At 55.3% G+C, this 15,722-nt stretch carries 15 protein-coding genes; all 15 read left to right on the top strand.

The annotated features are described in order from the left end of the window. Nucleotides 1-265: 265 nt before the first annotated feature. Nucleotides 266-1,768: a VanW family protein gene (locus H7U36_RS14735; protein ID WP_205156413.1), complete on the top strand. Its 1,503-nt coding sequence runs from the start codon at nucleotides 266-268 to the stop codon at nucleotides 1,766-1,768. A gap of 31 nt (nucleotides 1,769-1,799) precedes the next feature. Continuing rightward, nucleotides 1,800-2,699: an AIR synthase-related protein gene (locus tag H7U36_RS15460; protein ID WP_205156412.1), complete on the top strand. Its 900-nt coding sequence runs from the start codon at nucleotides 1,800-1,802 to the stop codon at nucleotides 2,697-2,699. 11 nt (nucleotides 2,700-2,710) lie between these two features. Beyond that, nucleotides 2,711-3,208 (top strand): tRNA (cytidine(34)-2'-O)-methyltransferase, encoded by a 498-nt coding sequence (locus H7U36_RS14725; RefSeq protein ID WP_033125936.1) that lies wholly within the window; start codon nucleotides 2,711-2,713, stop codon nucleotides 3,206-3,208. 306 nt (nucleotides 3,209-3,514) lie between these two features. Then, nucleotides 3,515-3,823, top strand: coding sequence for a hypothetical protein (locus tag H7U36_RS14720; RefSeq protein ID WP_033125937.1), 309 nt, complete (start codon nucleotides 3,515-3,517; stop codon nucleotides 3,821-3,823). Between the two features lie 40 nt (nucleotides 3,824-3,863). Further along, the gene (locus tag H7U36_RS14715) at nucleotides 3,864-5,885 is read left to right on the top strand and encodes a V-type ATP synthase subunit I (protein WP_205148439.1); all 2,022 of its coding nucleotides are present in this window, start codon (nucleotides 3,864-3,866) and stop codon (nucleotides 5,883-5,885) included. Beyond that, nucleotides 5,882-6,367 carry a V-type ATP synthase subunit K gene (locus H7U36_RS14710; protein ID WP_033125939.1) on the top strand — a complete coding sequence of 162 codons (486 nt, stop codon included), beginning with the start codon at nucleotides 5,882-5,884 and terminating at the stop codon, nucleotides 6,365-6,367. The genes H7U36_RS14715 and H7U36_RS14710 overlap by 4 nt, the downstream gene beginning before the upstream one ends. Before the next feature lie 49 nt (nucleotides 6,368-6,416). Beyond that, nucleotides 6,417-7,022 (top strand): V-type ATP synthase subunit E, encoded by a 606-nt coding sequence (locus H7U36_RS14705; protein ID WP_191428800.1) that lies wholly within the window; start codon nucleotides 6,417-6,419, stop codon nucleotides 7,020-7,022. Between the two features lie 12 nt (nucleotides 7,023-7,034). Beyond that, entirely contained in the window at nucleotides 7,035-8,003 is a 969-nt protein-coding gene (locus H7U36_RS14700; protein WP_033125941.1) for a V0D/AC39 family V-type ATPase subunit, read from the top strand. Continuing rightward, on the top strand, nucleotides 7,996-8,310 hold the full coding sequence (locus tag H7U36_RS14695) for a V-type ATP synthase subunit F (RefSeq protein ID WP_191428801.1): 315 nt from the start codon (nucleotides 7,996-7,998) through the stop codon (nucleotides 8,308-8,310). The genes H7U36_RS14700 and H7U36_RS14695 overlap by 8 nt, the downstream gene beginning before the upstream one ends. A 24-nt stretch (nucleotides 8,311-8,334) precedes the next feature. Then, a complete protein-coding gene (locus tag H7U36_RS14690) occupies nucleotides 8,335-10,101 on the top strand; it encodes a V-type ATP synthase subunit A (RefSeq protein ID WP_205148440.1) in 1,767 nt (588 codons plus the stop codon). A gap of 2 nt (nucleotides 10,102-10,103) precedes the next feature. Beyond that, nucleotides 10,104-11,477, top strand: a complete 1,374-nt coding sequence (locus H7U36_RS14685) for a V-type ATP synthase subunit B (RefSeq protein WP_033125944.1) — start codon at nucleotides 10,104-10,106, stop codon at nucleotides 11,475-11,477. Nucleotides 11,478-11,578: 101 nt separating this feature from the next. Further along, nucleotides 11,579-12,238, top strand: a complete 660-nt coding sequence (locus tag H7U36_RS14680; protein WP_033125945.1) for a V-type ATP synthase subunit D — start codon at nucleotides 11,579-11,581, stop codon at nucleotides 12,236-12,238. Nucleotides 12,239-12,931: 693 nt separating this feature from the next. Then, complete coding sequence (locus tag H7U36_RS14675) at nucleotides 12,932-13,288, top strand: hypothetical protein (protein ID WP_033125946.1); 357 nt, start codon at nucleotides 12,932-12,934, stop codon at nucleotides 13,286-13,288. A 264-nt stretch (nucleotides 13,289-13,552) separates the two neighbouring features. Next, nucleotides 13,553-14,050: a shikimate kinase gene (locus tag H7U36_RS14670; protein WP_033125947.1), complete on the top strand. Its 498-nt coding sequence runs from the start codon at nucleotides 13,553-13,555 to the stop codon at nucleotides 14,048-14,050. Between the two features lie 315 nt (nucleotides 14,051-14,365). After that, nucleotides 14,366-15,658 carry a UDP-N-acetylglucosamine 1-carboxyvinyltransferase gene (locus H7U36_RS14665; protein ID WP_033125948.1) on the top strand — a complete coding sequence of 431 codons (1,293 nt, stop codon included), beginning with the start codon at nucleotides 14,366-14,368 and terminating at the stop codon, nucleotides 15,656-15,658. Nucleotides 15,659-15,722: the final 64 nt, after the last annotated feature.

Here is a 15,722-nt window from a genome sequence, read left to right as displayed (position 1 = left end):
TAACTAACTGATTAACAACCGGACAAAGAGACTGTGGTTGGAGCCTTATTTAAACCATCAAGTGGTAGGAGAAAGAATCATGAATTTTAACAATAAGCGGACAAGACGGATCATTGCGATCATTATTATGATTGTGATTGTAGCTATGGTGGCTACGTCCATCATACCCTCCATCATAATCTAAAGGGCAGGATGAAACGTAACCAGGAAGGATAGGCGGAAGGCAATGGCATCACGGAGAAGGAGCCTGAGGGAAACAAAGAGAATGACTGCACGCAGGAAGAAGAGGGCGCGTCTCCTCATCATGGCAGGCGTGGGGCTGATACTGATCGCCCTGCTGGGTGTCTATATACACCTGAGAAATTATGTGAATAGAGTAGATGAGAACGTGATCTGCGACAACGTGTGGATCGGCGCCATGGATGTGTCCGGCATGACCGCCAAGGAGGCCAGCGCCGCCCTGGAGGAGCATATGGCGTCAGACGGTGCGGCGACGGTGACCCTGGAGGCGGACAACGGCTCCGCCCAGGCCGCTTTAAGCGAGCTGGGGATCTCCGCCGAGGATGTGGATAAGCTGGCTCAGGAAGCGGTGGGCTACGGCAAGACGGGCAGCGTATTTTCCCGCTACAGAAAGCAGAAAAATCTGGAGAAAGAAAAATATGTGATCCGGGAGAAATTCAGCCTGGATCAGGAGCTGACAGAGGCTGTCTTAAATGAGCGGGCAGAGCCTCTCGTGCAGGGGGCCGTGGACGCCGTCATCCAGAAGACTGCCACCTCCTTTGAGATCACACCGGAGCAGGAGGGAAAGGCTGTGGATGTGGAGGCCACCATGGAGGCGGTCACAGCCCACCTCAATGACCAGTGGGAGCACGATGATTTTACCGTGGAGCTGCAGACAAAGAAGGAGGAGCCGAAGATCACGGGGGAGGATCTGTCCACCATACAGGATGAGCTGGGCAGCTTCTGGACTGACGCCGGGGGCGGCGAGAGATGGCAGAACCTGAAGAACGGTGTGGATAAGCTGAACGGAAAGATCCTGATGCCGGGAGAGACGCTGTCCGTGGGACAGACAACAGGGCCCTTCACGCCGGAGAACGGCTACGTGGAGGCCGGTGCCTATGAGAACGGACAGGTGGTCTCTGATTACGGCGGCGGCATCTGCCAGGTGTCAACTACCCTCTACAATGCGGTCATTTACGCCGAGCTGGAGGTGGTGGAGCGGTCTCCCCACTCTATGACCGTGGCTTACGTAAAGCCCTCCAGGGACGCGGCCATAGCCGGAGATTACCTGGATTTCAAGTTCAAGAACAGCTATGACACCCCCATCTATATCTATGGGGAGATCAATGACAGCAACCAGCTCCAGTTCATCATTTACGGCCAGGAGACAAGGCCAGAGAACCGGACGGTGGAATATGAGAGCGAGACCATCAGTACAGAGCCCTACGGCACAGTATATAAGGAAAATACCGAGCTGGCGGCGGGAACTACAGAGGTGACAGGAAGCCCTCACGACGGCGTGGAGGCGCAGCTCTGGAAGATCGTGTACGAGGACGGTCAGGAGGTCAGCCGGGAGGTGTTCAACACAAGCCACTATGAAAAGTCGGACCAGGTGATCGAGGTGGGCACTGCCTCGGCCAGCGGAGACGTGCTGAAGGCGCTCCAGGACGCCATTGCCTCCCAGGACGCAGACAAGGTCAATGCGGCGGTGAGCCAGGCTGCCTCGGCGGGAAGCGAGGAGCAGGCGCCGGATCAGACGCAGGAGTAGGCGCAAAGAGAAGGACAAAGGAGAGCGGATTGTGACAGAGACAGCGATCATTTACGGGGAGCAAAGGGATCTGGGGCGGTACGCCCTGGCTCACTGCGTCAATGCCCTGGCGGCCCGGGGGGCGGAAGAGTTCGCCGCAAAGGCGGTGTTCCAGATACCGGCGGACCGGGAGAATACTTTTCTGTATGATTTAAAAAAGAAATGGAAGAAAATGGCAGATACCCTGCCATTTTTTCTGGAGATAAGGGAGACAGAGGGAGGAAAATGCCCGGCCATCTCCCTGCCCTGCGCCCTGGTGACAGCTGAGGGCAGACCGGGCTTTGCTTCCCCGGAGATCCAGGGAAAACCGGCTGCTCCTGAAAGCCGGGAGACTCCGGGGCGCCCGGAGCACCTGGAGCAGCTGGACATCCTTGTGGCGGGCTATGCGGGCCTGGAGGGGATGCTGCGGATCAGCCAGGAGAAGAGAGAGGTCCTGGCCGGCAGGTTCGCCCCCTCTTTTCTGCGCCTTGTGGAGTCAGCGGAGGATCAGATTTTTGGCCTGGACATAGCCCGGGCGGTCAGAAGAGCCGGCATACCGGTGATCTGTCACGTGGGCCAGGGAGGAATTTTCAAGGCTTTGTGGGAGCTGTCCGCCTGGACAGGCCGGGGCCTGGAGGCGGATCTGAAGAAGATCCCTGTCAGGCAGGAGACCATCGAGGTGTGCGAGCTTTTTCACATCAACCCCTACCAGCTCACATCGGCGGGCTGCTTTCTTTTGGCGGCAGCCGACGGTGAGGCGGCAGCGGAGAGGCTTGCCCGGCAGCAGGTGGAGGCCTGTGTCATAGGAAGGCTCAGAGGGGACAACGACAAGATCGTACAGAATGGGGAAGACGTCAGGTTTCTGGATCGTCCTGGGCTGGACGAGATCTGGAAGCTCTGGCAGCAGGAATAAGGAGGGTACGGATGCTGAACATTGTACTGCACGAGCCGGAGATACCGGCCAATACGGGAAATATAGGAAGGACATGCGTGGCCGCCGGGGCGCGGCTTCATCTCATTGAGCCTCTGGGCTTCCGGCTGGATGAAAAGAGCCTGAAGCGTGCGGGGATGGACTACTGGAAGGATCTGGATGTGACCACCTACATCGACTACCGGGATTTTCTGGAGAAAAATCCGGGAGCCAAGATCTACATGGCCACCACAAAGGCGCCCAGGGTCTACACGGATGTCCGCTACGAGCCGGACTGCTATATCATGTTCGGAAAGGAGAGCGCTGGCATACCGGAGGAGATTCTGGTGGAGCATCAGGACACCTGCGTGCGGATTCCCATGATGGGCCAGATCCGGTCTCTCAACCTGGGCAATTCCGTGGCCATCGTTCTCTATGAGGCTCTGCGGCAGAACGGATTTGCAGAGCTGAACAGGGAAGGGCATCTGCACCGCCTGTCCTGGGAAAAATAAAAAGACAGATCAGACATGCGCAGCCGCGCATGGCGTGAGAGTTCCGCAAACGGGACTCTTTTTTGTTTTCCTGGATTGCAGGAAACGGGCTGTATAAAATCAAAATCAGAGGGAGAAAGTAAAGGAATAGAGCGAAAAAATATGAGATACGCGAAAACAGAAATAATTGTAAGATTATAAAATGAATTGTATAATCATAAATGGTTTTAAAAGAAAAAATACAAAAAATAATAGACATGCCGCACAAATCATATTATAATTTGAACTACAAGATAGCAAAAAAAGGAAAAGAGAGGTGGTGAATAGATGGTAGAAGAGACCATTCAGACCATAAAGCAGGCCGAAAAAGAGGCCGGAGAGATCGTGGCGCAGGCGGATGCCCGCTGTGAGCAGATCCTTTCCCAGGCATCCGATGAGGCAAAGAAAATGCAGGAAAAGATCACGCAGGATGCAAAAACCGAGGCTGCGGCTGTCATGGACTCTGCTGCTGAGGAAGGGAAACAAATGGCGGAAAAGGCGGCTGCGGAGACGGAGGAGATGATCCGGGCTCTGCGAGAGGAAGCGGAAAAAGAGAAGGAGGCCGCCGTGTCAGATGTCATCGATCATCTGATCTGAGACGCTTCCTGGAAAATGAAAGAAAAGGAGGGATGTGTCTATGGCAGTACTGCAGATGCAGAGAGTCAGTATCTGCGCGCTGAAGAAGGATCGGAAGGCCATCCTTGAACGGCTCCAGTCCCTGGGACTTATGGAGGTCAGCCAGCTGGCGGAGGACGATGACGTCTTCCAGCGGATGGACACCACCAGCCCAAGGCTGAGCTTTGAGAAGAAGGCCCACACTGCGGATCAGGCTCTGGACGTGCTGGAGCAGTACGTTCCCCGGAAGAAGTCCCTGTTCGCCAGCCTTGAGGGGAAAAAGCTGGTGGATGAGAAGCGGTTCCGACAGGCGGCCGGAGACAGGGAAGAAATCATGGATGTGGCGGCGGATATCCTTCGGGACAGCAGACAGATCGCGGAGAAGAAGGCTGCCATCCTCAAGGACGAGAACCAGATTGAGAGCCTGAGCCCCTGGCTGGCTCTGGGCGTGCCCATGAATTTTGAGGGGACAGAGCACACAGCCATGCTGATAGGAACTATGGCCGCCGGCACCACACTGGAGGACGTGTACGCGGTCCTGGCAGAGCAGCTCCCCCAGACAGAGGAGCTGGATGTGGAGATCGTCTCCTCCGGGACGGAGGGCGTGTACCTGGCTGTGCTCTGCATGAGAGAGAACGCGGAGGCAGTGGAGGAAGCGCTCCGCCAGGGAGGATTTGCAAGGCCCTCTCAGATTGTACCGGAAGATCCGGCAGTCCGGACAGAGGAGCTGAAAGCAGATATTGGAAAGCTGAACAGGGAAATAGAAGAGAAGGAAGAGGAGATAAAGGCCCGTGCCGAAAGGCGGGAGGAGCTGGAGTACATTTCAGATTACTACCGCATCCGGGCGGAGAAATACCAGGTGCTGGGAACACTGCCCCAGTCAGGGCGCACCTTTCTCATCAGCGGGTACGTGCCGGCAAAGGCGGTGCCTGCCCTGCGGAAGGCGATAGAAGAGAAATACGACTGCGTCATGGATGTGGAGGAGCCGGGGGAGGACGAGGAGCCGCCCACCATCCTGCACAACAACGCCTTCTCCTCCAGTGTGGAGGGAGTGCTGGAGTCCTACGGGCTGCCCCATAAGGGGGAGTTTGACCCAACCACTATCATGTCGTTTTTTTATGTGTTCTTCTTCGGAATGATGCTCTCCGACGCAGCCTACGGCGCTATCGTGGCTATCGTGTGCTTTGTGGTGCTCAGGAAATTCCCCAGAATGAGCGCGGGGATGCACAAATCGCTGAAGCTGTTTATGTTCTGCGGCATCTCCACTATCGTGTGGGGCGTTCTGTTCGGAGGCTATTTCGGGGACGTGGTGGACGTGGTTTCCAGCGTGTTTTTCGGCAAAGAGGTGAGCATACCGCCGCTGTGGTTCGCGCCGCTTAACGACCCCATGAAGCTGTTGGTTTACTCCATGCTGTTTGGGACGATCCACCTGTTTGTGGGACTTGGGATCAAGGGCTACATGGAGCTTAAGGACAGACAGTATCTGGACTTTTTCTGCGACGTGGTGCTCTGGTACGTATTTCTGATGGGGCTTATCCTGATGCTGCTTCCGTCGGAGATCTTCCGATCCATCTCGCAGATGGACATCGTCTTCCCGCCGGCCCTTAACACGCTGGCAAAGGTGCTGGCTGTCGCGGGGGCTGTGGGACTTCTCCTGATGTCAGGACGGGCCAACAAAAACCCGGTGCTCAGGCTGGCCCTGGGAGCCTACGACATTTACAACATCACCGGCTGGCTCAGCGACGTTTTGTCCTACTCCCGGCTTCTGGCTCTGGGACTGGCTACAGGCGTCATCGCCTCCGTCGTCAACATGATGGGGAGCATGCTGGGAAAGAGCGTTTTCGGAGTGCTGGTGTTCATCGCTGTATTCATCGTGGGACACGCCATGAACATGGCCATCAACCTGCTGGGAGCATACGTACACACGAACCGTCTCCAGTTTGTGGAGTTTTTCGGAAAGTTTTATGAAGGGGGAGGGAAGCCCTTTGAACCCTTTGAGAATGATACAAAATATGTAGATATTAAGGAGGAAACGATATCATGAGTATATGGGAGAATTTAGGACTGGTATATGGACTTCTCGGAGCGGCAGTGGCCGTGTTTCTCGCAGGCGCGGGATCAGCTCTTGGCGTCGGCATCGCAGGACAGGCGGCGGCAGGGGTCGTGACAGAGGACCCCAGCAAATTTGCCAAGGTTCTGGTACTCCAGCTTCTGCCCGGTACACAGGGAATTTACGGACTGCTGGTAGGCTTTGTCACACTTTCCAAGATCGGCCTTCTGGGCGGCGGCGGACTGGAGCTGGATCCCCAGACAGGGCTTCTCATCCTGGCGGCCTGCCTGCCGGTAGGCATCGTGGGACTGATCTCAGGAAAATCCCAGGGGGAGGCTGCCGCGGCGTCCATTGGCATCGTTGCGAAAAAACCGGAGCAGTTCGGTAAGGCCATGCTGTTCCCGGCCATGGTTGAGACCTACGCGATCCTTTCTCTTCTGATTTCCGTCATCGCCGTGACCATGATCCAGGTATAGGAACGCAGACAGGTGACAGGGAAAAATCAGAAAAAGGAGTGCGAAGGCTATGACTGGATTAGAGAAAATGAAAAGCCGTATCCTGGAAGAAGCCCGGTCCTCCGCTGAGGTGAAGATACAGGATGCGAACAGACAGGCCCGGGAGCTTCTGGACGAGAGGAAGAGGCAGGCGGAGGGATCTGCCGCGGCCATCCTTGAAAAGGCCCGGGCAGATGCGGAGGGCCTGAAGGAGAAGGCGCTGTCGGCATCGGATCTGGAGAGGCGCACCAGGCTTCTTGGCGCCAGGCAGGAGATGATAGCGGAGGTGCTAAAGGAGGCTTACCGGAAAATAAAGGACATGGATACGGCAGCGTATTTTGAGTTGATAGAGAGGCTGCTGGATCATTACGTACTCCCCCAGGTGGGAGAGATCCATTTTTCACCTGCGGACGCACAGCGCATGCCGGACGGATTTGAGGCAAAGATACAGAAGGCGGCCGAGGCAAAGGGAGGCTCCCTTTCTCTGGCAGAGGGGGATCCTCTTGTACCCGACGGGTTCGTGCTGGTGTACGGCGGGATCGAAGAGAACTGTACCTTTAAAGCCATCTTTGAGACAAGGCGGGACGAGATGAGCGACCGGGTTCAGAAGAGATTGTTTTCCCGGGACAGGGCGTGAGGAGGAACCTAGATGAGTGAAAAGTATACCTACGCAGTTGCCCGCATAAGAGCCCTTGAGGTCTCTCTCTTCTCCAACGCGGTCATCGACCAGCTCATCGCCTGCCAGAGCTATGAGCAGTGCCTGCAGTTCCTGGCGGAGCGGGGCTGGGGTGACACAGACACCTCCGGGGACGCAGAGACGATGCTGAAGCGGGAGGAGGAGAAGATCTGGCAGACCGTGGGTGAGCTGTCCATTGACAGGAAAAAGTTCGACGTTCTCTTCTGCCAGAAGCTGTTCCACAATCTGAAGGCAGCAGTCAAGGCGGCCTGTACAGAGGAGCCTCCCGGAGACATTTTCTACGAGGACACGGCAGTTTCCGGTCAGGAGATGCTGGAGATCATACGTGAGAAGGATTTCGGGCGGCTTCCCGCAAATATGAGCCAGGCGGCCCGGCAGGCCTGTGAGGCGCTGCTTCACGCGGGGGACGGACAGCTCTGCGATATCATCATAGACAGGGCGGCCCTGGACGCCATTTACAAGGCGGGAATGGAGTCGGAGGACGAGATCATCCGGGACTATGCCAGATCCGTGGTGGCGGTGGCGGACATCAAGATCGCCGTGCGGGCGCAGAAAACCGCAAAATCCATAGAATTTATGAAGCAGGCCATGGCGGAGTGCGGAAGCCTCAGCGTGGACCAGCTTGCCAAGGCGGCCCTCTCGGGACCGGAGGCTATACGGGACTATCTCCTTGGCACCGAGTACGCGGGAGGGGCACAGGCTCTCGCAGAGTCCATGTCCGCCTTTGAGCGCTGGTGTGACAACCGCATCATCCAGACCATCAGCCCGCAGAAATATAAAGCATTTACCATAGGCCCGGTGGTGGCGTATGTACTTGCAAGACAAAACGAGATCAAGACAGTGCGGATCATCCTCTCCGGCAAGCGAAGTCAGCTGCCGGAACAGGCAATCCGGGAAAGGGTAAGGGAAATGTATGTATAAGATAGCAGTGATGGGCGATTATGACAGCATTTACGGCTTTGCTGCCCTGGGACTTGACACATTTCCCGTCACATTCCAGGAGGCAGGGGAGAGGCTCCACCAGCTTGCCGCAGAGGGGTATGGGATCATCTATATCACGGAGGAGCTGGCGGCCCAGCTGAAGCACGACATAGCCCGGTACGAGGGGCAGATCATCCCGGCGGTCATAGAGATCCCGGGGGTGTCCGGAAATACGGGCAGCGGTGTCAGAGGAGTGAAGAAATCGGTGGAACAGGCCGTTGGGTCCGATATCCTGTTCAGTAACTAAGAAAGTTGAGGTGATACGTCCATTATGAGTACAGGTACGATCAAAAAAGTAGCGGGACCGCTGGTCATTGCGTCCGGAATGAGGGACGCCAACATGTCCGACGTGGTGCGCGTCAGCAGGCAGCGCCTGATAGGCGAGATCATAGAGATGCACGGAGACGAGGCGTCCATCCAGGTGTACGAGGAGACATCCGGACTGGGACCCGGCGAGCCGGTGGAGTCCACGGGGGCTCCCATGTCGGTGGAGCTTGGGCCCGGGCTCATCTCCAGCATTTATGACGGCATCCAGCGCCCTCTTGACGAGATCATGAAGATCTCAGGAAACAACCTGCAAAGAGGCGTGGAGGTGGCGGCTCTGAACAGAGAGAAAAAATGGGACTTTGTCCCTGTGGCCAGGGCCGGAGACGAGGTGGAGGCCGGCGATGTGCTGGGCACCGTGCAGGAGACACAGGTGGTGCAGCAGAAGATCATGGTTCCCTATGGGATAAAAGGAACCGTGAAGGAGATCCGCGCAGGAGAATTCACGGTGGAGGAGACAGTGGCGGTTATTGCCACCGAGGACGGGGACAAGGAGTTGACCATGGTGCAGAAGTGGCCCGTGAGACGGGGACGCCCCTATGTGAAGAAGCTGCCTCTGGATGTGCCTCTTGTGACAGGCCAGAGGGTCATCGACACCTTCTTCCCCATCGCCCGGGGCGGTGTGGCGGCTGTGCCGGGACCCTTCGGGAGCGGCAAGACTGTGATCCAGCACCAGCTGGCAAAATGGGCCGAGGCGGACATCGTGGTCTATATCGGATGCGGTGAGCGGGGCAATGAGATGACGGACGTTCTGAATGAATTCCCGGAGCTGAAGGATCCCAAGACAGGACGCTCCCTGATGGAGAGGACGGTCCTCATCGCCAACACCTCGGATATGCCCTTCGCAGCCCGCGAGGCGTCTATTTACACAGGAATTACGATTGCGGAGTACTTCCGCGACATGGGATATTCGGTGGCCCTGATGGCGGACTCCACATCCAGGTGGGCGGAGGCTCTCCGCGAGATGTCGGGTCGTCTGGAGGAGATGCCCGGCGAGGAGGGATACCCGGCTTACCTGGGCTCCCGTCTGGCGGAGTTCTACGAGAGGGCAGGCCATGTAGTCTCCCTCGGAAAAGAGGGAAGAGAGGGCTCCCTGTCTGTGATCGGAGCCGTGTCTCCCCCGGGAGGCGACACCTCGGAGCCTGTGTCCCAGGCAACCCTGCGTATCGTGAAGGTGTTCTGGGGACTGGACTCCAATCTGGCCTACAAGCGACATTTCCCGGCCATCAACTGGCTTACCAGCTACTCCCTCTATCTGGACAACGTGAGCGGCTGGTTCAATGAGAAGGTGGCTCCTGACTGGATGGAGGACCGCCAGAAGATGATGAGTCTTCTGCAGGACGAGGCGGAGCTGGAGGAGATCGTGCAGATGGTAGGCATGGACGCCCTGTCTCCGGCTGACCGGCTGAAGATGGAGGCTGCCAGGTCTATCCGCGAGGACTTTCTGCACCAGAACTCCTTCCACGACGTGGACACCTACACGCCTCTGCGGAAGCAGTACCTGATGATGAACCTGGTGCTGGCCTTCTACGAGAAGTCTATGGACGCTCTGAACAAGGGGGCTTCCATGAACGCTCTCCTGACGATGGCAGTGCGTGAGAAGATCGGACGCTACAAATACACAGTGACAGACCAGATCGAGTCTGAGTATGAGAGTATTATGAGCGAGCTCGACGCGGAGATCGCGGATACATTCGGGAAGGAGGACTTCTAATTATGCCAAAAGAATACAGAACCATACAGGAAGTTGCCGGCCCGCTGATGATGGTAAAAGGCGTGGAGGGAGTCACCTACGACGAGCTCGGCGAGATTGAACTGATGAGCGGCGAGAAGCGCCGCTGCAAGGTGCTGGAGGTGGACGGCGACAAGGTGGTCGTACAGCTCTATGAAAACGCCGCCGGCATCAACTTAAGCAACAGCAAGGTGCGCTTCCTTGGAAGGAGCCTGGAGCTGGGCGTGTCCGGGGATATGCTGGGCCGCGTGTTTGACGGCCTGGGGCGCCCCGCGGACGGAGGCCCGGAAATCCTTCCGGAGGAGAGGAGGGACATCAACGGTCTGCCTATGAACCCGGCAGCCAGAGTCTACCCCTCCGAGTTTATCCAGACAGGTATCTCGGCCATCGACGGACTGAACACCCTTGTCCGGGGGCAGAAGCTGCCTATCTTCTCCTGCTCCGGCCTGCCCCACTCTCAGCTGGCGGCACAGATCGCAAGGCAGGCAAAGGTGCGGGGAACCGACGAGAAATTCGCCGTTGTATTCGCAGCCATGGGCATCACCTTTGAGGAGTCCAATTTCTTCGTGGAGTCTTTCAAGGAGACGGGAGCCATCGACAGGACGGTGCTTTTTATCAACCTGGCCAATGACCCGGCCGTGGAGCGTATCTCCACGCCCCGTATGGCCCTGACGGCGGCAGAGTACCTTGCCTTTGAAAAAGACATGCATGTCCTTGTCATTCTGACGGACATCACAAACTATGCAGACGCTCTCCGTGAGATCTCCGCAGCCAAGAAGGAAGTCCCGGGACGCCGCGGCTATCCCGGATATATGTATACAGACCTGGCGCAGATGTATGAGCGCGCGGGGCGGCAGAGAGGGAAGAAGGGAAGCATCACCATGATCCCCATTCTGACCATGCCGGAGGACGACAAGACCCATCCCATCCCGGACCTGACCGGATACATCACAGAGGGGCAGGTCATCCTGAGCCGTGACCTCTACCGCAAGGGCATCCAGCCCCCCATCGATGTGCTGCCGTCCCTGTCCCGTCTGAAGGACAAGGGGATCGGCGAGGGCAAGACCAGGGCGGACCACTCCAACACTATGAACCAGCTCTTTGCGGCCTATTCAAGAGGAAAAGACGCCAAGGAGCTGATGACCATCCTGGGCGAGGCGGCCCTGACAGAGATCGATCTGATCTACGCAAAATTTGCCGATGAGTTCGAGAAGCAGTACGTGTCCCAGGGCTACCACACGGACCGGTCCATCGAGGAGACGCTGGAGATCGGCTGGAAGCTTCTGTCCATCCTGCCCAGATCCGAGCTGAAACGTATCGACGACAAGTACCTGGATCTGTACTATGGGAAACAGTAAGCCGTGCGCAGATTGGTGGAAATAGCCGCGCAGGCTTGCCTGCGGACGGATATTTCCGCAAATCTGCATAGGGCGTGCGCAGACAGTAAGGAGGAAAGCATATGGCATCTACACAGATCACTCCTACCCGCATGGAGCTTACAAAAACGAAAAAGAAACTTGTCACAGCCCGGAGGGGGCATAAGCTCCTCAAGGATAAGCGTGATGAGCTGATGCGGCAGTTCCTGGATCTTGCCAGGGAGAACATGGCCCTCCGCCAGAAGGTGGAGGCTGGGATACTGGCTGCCAACAAGAATTTTGTCATTGCCAGAGCGGGCATGGACGAGGCCACGCTCCACACGGCGCTGATGGCGCCGAAGCAGCAGGTGAGCCTGGAGGTGGGAAAGAAGAATGTCATGAGCGTCAACATTCCGGTGTTTGACACAAAGACCCGGACAGCAGACGCCAACGATATCTACTCCTACGGCTTTGCCTTTACATCCAGCGACCTGGACGGAGCGGTGAAATCTCTTGCGGACATCCTGCCGGATATGCTCCGGCTTGCGGAGGTGGAGAAGGCCTGCCAGCTGATGGCTGCCGAGATTGAGAAGACCCGACGCCGTGTAAACGCGCTGGAGCATGTGATCATCCCTCAGGCGCAGGAGACCATCAAATATATCACCATGAAGCTGGATGAGAACGAGAGAAGCTCCCAGATCCGGCTCATGAAGGTAAAGGATATGATGCTTGAGGAGGCCCATCACTACAGCGAGCGGGCATAGGAATATATAATGGCATAAAGTGTTGACAGAGAAGCAAAAGAGAGATAATATAAGAATATAGCGAAAGCTATTATGATTTAAAAAGTGTTCCATAGGAAAAACTCCCCGGAAGTGTCGGTTCCGGGGAGTTTTTATGTAGTTGGGCTAGTTGTCTAGTTTGTTTCGGTCTAACCACTTGCTGATGAGATGGATGATCAGACCAGCCGTGACCGAACACACTATATTTAAAAAGTGCTCCATAGGATCACCTCTTTTCTGTCGGAGGTTCCGGACAACATAATAAGTATACGATAAAAACGACATAAACGAAATGAAAAGTATTGACAGAAACAAAAAAGGGATATATTATAAGGATATAGCGAGAGCTATAAAGGTTTAAAAATAGTCCACAGAGAAAACTCCCCGGAAATTGGCCTTCCGGGGAGTTTTTATGTAGCTGGGCTAGTTGTCTGGTTTGTTTCGGTCTAACCACTTGCTGATGAGATGTACGATCAGACCAGCCATGACCGAAAGGATTAGGTTTGTAAAATAATCCACAGATACCACCTCCTCTCTGTCGGAGGTCCCGGACAACATAATTACAATAGCATAAATGACATAATAAAACAATATATGTAAATAAAATGTAACAAAATAAGAAGGCTCGCATATGCTGTACGTAGAAAGAACTTTTCAGCTGGGAGTGTGTTGCGCATGGAACGGAAGCTACCTTACTATATGGCCTATCCGACACCCCTCTTATATGACGATGAGCGGATAGAGAGACGGGATCTGGATTATATGAAGAGCATGTATCCTGACACGGCGAAGCGGGCGCTGCCCTATGTGGAGGACGAATGTGACCGCATGGAATACGAGGGCAGCATGCTCTACGATGAGTACCCGGATAAGCTGCAACTCGGCCTGATGTGCAGGCGGATATACGAGAAGATGGAGAAAGAAGAGGAGGAGCCGGGTGAGTGGCTGCGGGATCTGATCCAGGTCATGCTGTACCAGGAGGTCTGCAAGAGGCGCTGCGACCACAGAAAGTACAAACGGAAATTTTATTGACAGCCAGAGAGGACAGGAGAGCATCAGAGACGCTGAGTCTGTGAGCCCTCCTGTTTTTTTGATCTGGAAGCGTGTGCAAAAGCCAGGGGCGGCGGTGACCGGGGGCCCTCCGGCGGCATATAATAACCATATAGCGCAGAGACAGACGAACCGTGGACAAATGCGCCGAAAGCGTGCTATAATGTGCGAAAAGAAATGTGGAACCGCAGTGCGGGGGAGACGCACTGGATAAGGGGAGACGTACAAAGAGAGAAGGAGAGGAGTATGGATAATATTATTTTCATCGGAATGCCGGCGGCCGGGAAGAGCACCATAGGAGTTGTGGCGGCGAAGAGGCTGGGCTACAGCTTTCTGGACGTGGATCTTCTCATACAGGAGAAGGAGAAGAAGCTCCTGCATGAGATCATTGAGGAGCGCGGAACGGAAGGGTTCCTGGAGGTGGAGGATCGGATCAACGCCCAGGTGGAGGCGGAGCACTGCATCATCTCGCCGGGCGGGAGCGTGGTCTACTGCAAAAACGCCATGGAGCACTACAAGAGGATCGGAAAAGTGGTGTACCTTCAGGTGTCCTATGAGACCATTAAAGACAGGATCGGGGATCCCCATGAGAGAGGAGTTGCCCTGCGGGACGGCCAGACGCTCCGGGAGCTGTACGAGGAGCGCAGAGTCCTGTTTGAAAAGTATGCGGATATTACAATTTGCGAAGATGGGTTGACATTGGAAGAAACTATTGGTAAAGTTTTAAACGTTTTAGAAAAATAATACAGGCCATACACATCCATTATATGGTAAAATGTTACAGAAATTTTACGCACTTGTAAAAAATGTTTTACAAGCACACTATATGTGATATAATGGTGAAGGCGGATTTTGCGTTGAAACAAGGAAAATGTCCCGGATAAGGATATGACTCCCATGAATTTTGGCGCGGGATCAAGAAATAATAAGAGTATAATCAGGTTAGAAGATCTGGACATATATAGCTGGAATACGGAAACATCAGAAAAATTAGGAAATATCAAGAAAATCGGGCTTCGCCGGCGAGGGCGGAGAATGAGAGTATGATCGAGGTGCAGTATGGAACAATATATTATTAAAGGCGGCAATCCGCTTGTCGGTGAAGTGGAGATAGGCGGAGCAAAGAATGCGGCTCTTGCTATTCTTGCGGCTGCAATTATGAGCGATGAAACTGTAATGATCGATAATCTTCCGGATGTAAATGACATCAATGTACTTCTGGACGCCATTGCGGGGATCGGCGCGATGGTGCACAGAGTGGACCGGCACACAGTGAAGATCAACGGAAAAGGCGTGACAAGCGTTGATATCGAGTACGACTATATCAAGAAGATCCGGGCGTCCTACTATCTGCTGGGAGCTCTGCTCGGGAAATACAGGCATGCTGAGGTAGCCCTCCCCGGAGGCTGCAATATCGGCAGCCGTCCCATTGACCAGCATCTCAAGGGCTTCAGGGCTCTGGGAGCGGACGTGGAGATCGAGCACGGCAAGATCATTGCCGAGGCATCAAGGCTGGTAGGAAAGCACATCTATTTTGACGTGGTCAGCGTGGGAGCCACCATTAACGTGATGATGGCGGCAGCCATGGCAGAGGGCCTGACGATCCTGGAGAACGTGGCCAAGGAGCCCCACGTTGTGGATGTGGCCAACTTCCTCAACAGCATGGGAGCTAACATCAGGGGAGCCGGGACAGACGTCATCAGGATCAGAGGCGTTCAGAGACTGCACCGGACAGAGTACTCTGTCATCCCGGACCAGATTGAGGCGGGGACATTTATGTTCGCGGCAGCGGCTACCCAGGGAGACGTGACGGTGATGAACGTAATTCCCAAGCATCTGGAGGCCACCACGGCCAAGCTGCTGGAGATCGGATGCGAGGTGGAGGAGTTTGACGACGCCGTGCGGGTAGTCTCCAAGGGCAGACTGAAATGTACCCATGTGAAGACCCTTCCCTATCCGGGATTCCCAACAGATATGCAGCCCCAGATCGGCGTGACCCTGGCTCTGTGCGAGGGGACAAGTATCATCACGGAGAGCATTTTTGAGAACAGGTTCAAATACCTGGATGAGCTGGCACGGATGGGAGCCAATGTGAAGATCGAGGGCAATTCCGCCACCATCGAGGGCGTGGAGAAATTCTCCGGCGCCAGGGTGAGCGCACCGGACCTGAGAGCGGGGGCAGCCCTGTGCATCGCGGGACTGGCTGCAGAAGGGATTACCATTGTGGACGACATCGTCTATATTCAGAGAGGCTACGAGCGCTTTGAGGAGAAGCTGCGGAGCCTGGGCGCAGTCATTGAGAAGGTGTCCACGGAGAAGGAGATCCGAAAGTTCATGCTGAAGGTCAGCTAAAAAGTGCTTGACTTCTGACGGAAAAGAATGTAAAGTAGCTATTGTATCTTACGGGATATAAAAA

It is taken from the genome of Faecalicatena fissicatena (assembly GCF_016900595.1).
GTDB classification, from domain to species: domain Bacteria; phylum Bacillota; class Clostridia; order Lachnospirales; family Lachnospiraceae; genus Claveliimonas; species Claveliimonas intestinigallinarum.
This window is presented reverse-complemented; position numbering and strand designations above follow the sequence as displayed.

Excerpts from the sequence above, each read along its gene's own strand:
- H7U36_RS14735 (WP_205156413.1), top strand. The coding sequence starts at position 266 with ATGACTGCACGCAGGAAGAAGAGGGCGCGTCTCCTCATCATGGCAGGC.
- H7U36_RS14725 (WP_033125936.1), top strand. The coding sequence starts at position 2,711 with ATGCTGAACATTGTACTGCACGAGCCGGAGATACCGGCCAATACGGGA.
- H7U36_RS14720 (WP_033125937.1), top strand. The coding sequence starts at position 3,515 with ATGGTAGAAGAGACCATTCAGACCATAAAGCAGGCCGAAAAAGAGGCC.
- H7U36_RS14715 (WP_205148439.1), top strand. The coding sequence starts at position 3,864 with ATGGCAGTACTGCAGATGCAGAGAGTCAGTATCTGCGCGCTGAAGAAG.
- H7U36_RS14710 (WP_033125939.1), top strand. The coding sequence starts at position 5,882 with ATGAGTATATGGGAGAATTTAGGACTGGTATATGGACTTCTCGGAGCG.
- H7U36_RS14705 (WP_191428800.1), top strand. The coding sequence starts at position 6,417 with ATGACTGGATTAGAGAAAATGAAAAGCCGTATCCTGGAAGAAGCCCGG.
- H7U36_RS14700 (WP_033125941.1), top strand. The coding sequence starts at position 7,035 with ATGAGTGAAAAGTATACCTACGCAGTTGCCCGCATAAGAGCCCTTGAG.
- H7U36_RS14695 (WP_191428801.1), top strand. The coding sequence starts at position 7,996 with ATGTATAAGATAGCAGTGATGGGCGATTATGACAGCATTTACGGCTTT.
- H7U36_RS14690 (WP_205148440.1), top strand. The coding sequence starts at position 8,335 with ATGAGTACAGGTACGATCAAAAAAGTAGCGGGACCGCTGGTCATTGCG.
- H7U36_RS14685 (WP_033125944.1), top strand. The coding sequence starts at position 10,104 with ATGCCAAAAGAATACAGAACCATACAGGAAGTTGCCGGCCCGCTGATG.
- H7U36_RS14680 (WP_033125945.1), top strand. The coding sequence starts at position 11,579 with ATGGCATCTACACAGATCACTCCTACCCGCATGGAGCTTACAAAAACG.
- H7U36_RS14675 (WP_033125946.1), top strand. The coding sequence starts at position 12,932 with ATGGAACGGAAGCTACCTTACTATATGGCCTATCCGACACCCCTCTTA.
- H7U36_RS14670 (WP_033125947.1), top strand. The coding sequence starts at position 13,553 with ATGGATAATATTATTTTCATCGGAATGCCGGCGGCCGGGAAGAGCACC.
- H7U36_RS14665 (WP_033125948.1), top strand. The coding sequence starts at position 14,366 with ATGGAACAATATATTATTAAAGGCGGCAATCCGCTTGTCGGTGAAGTG.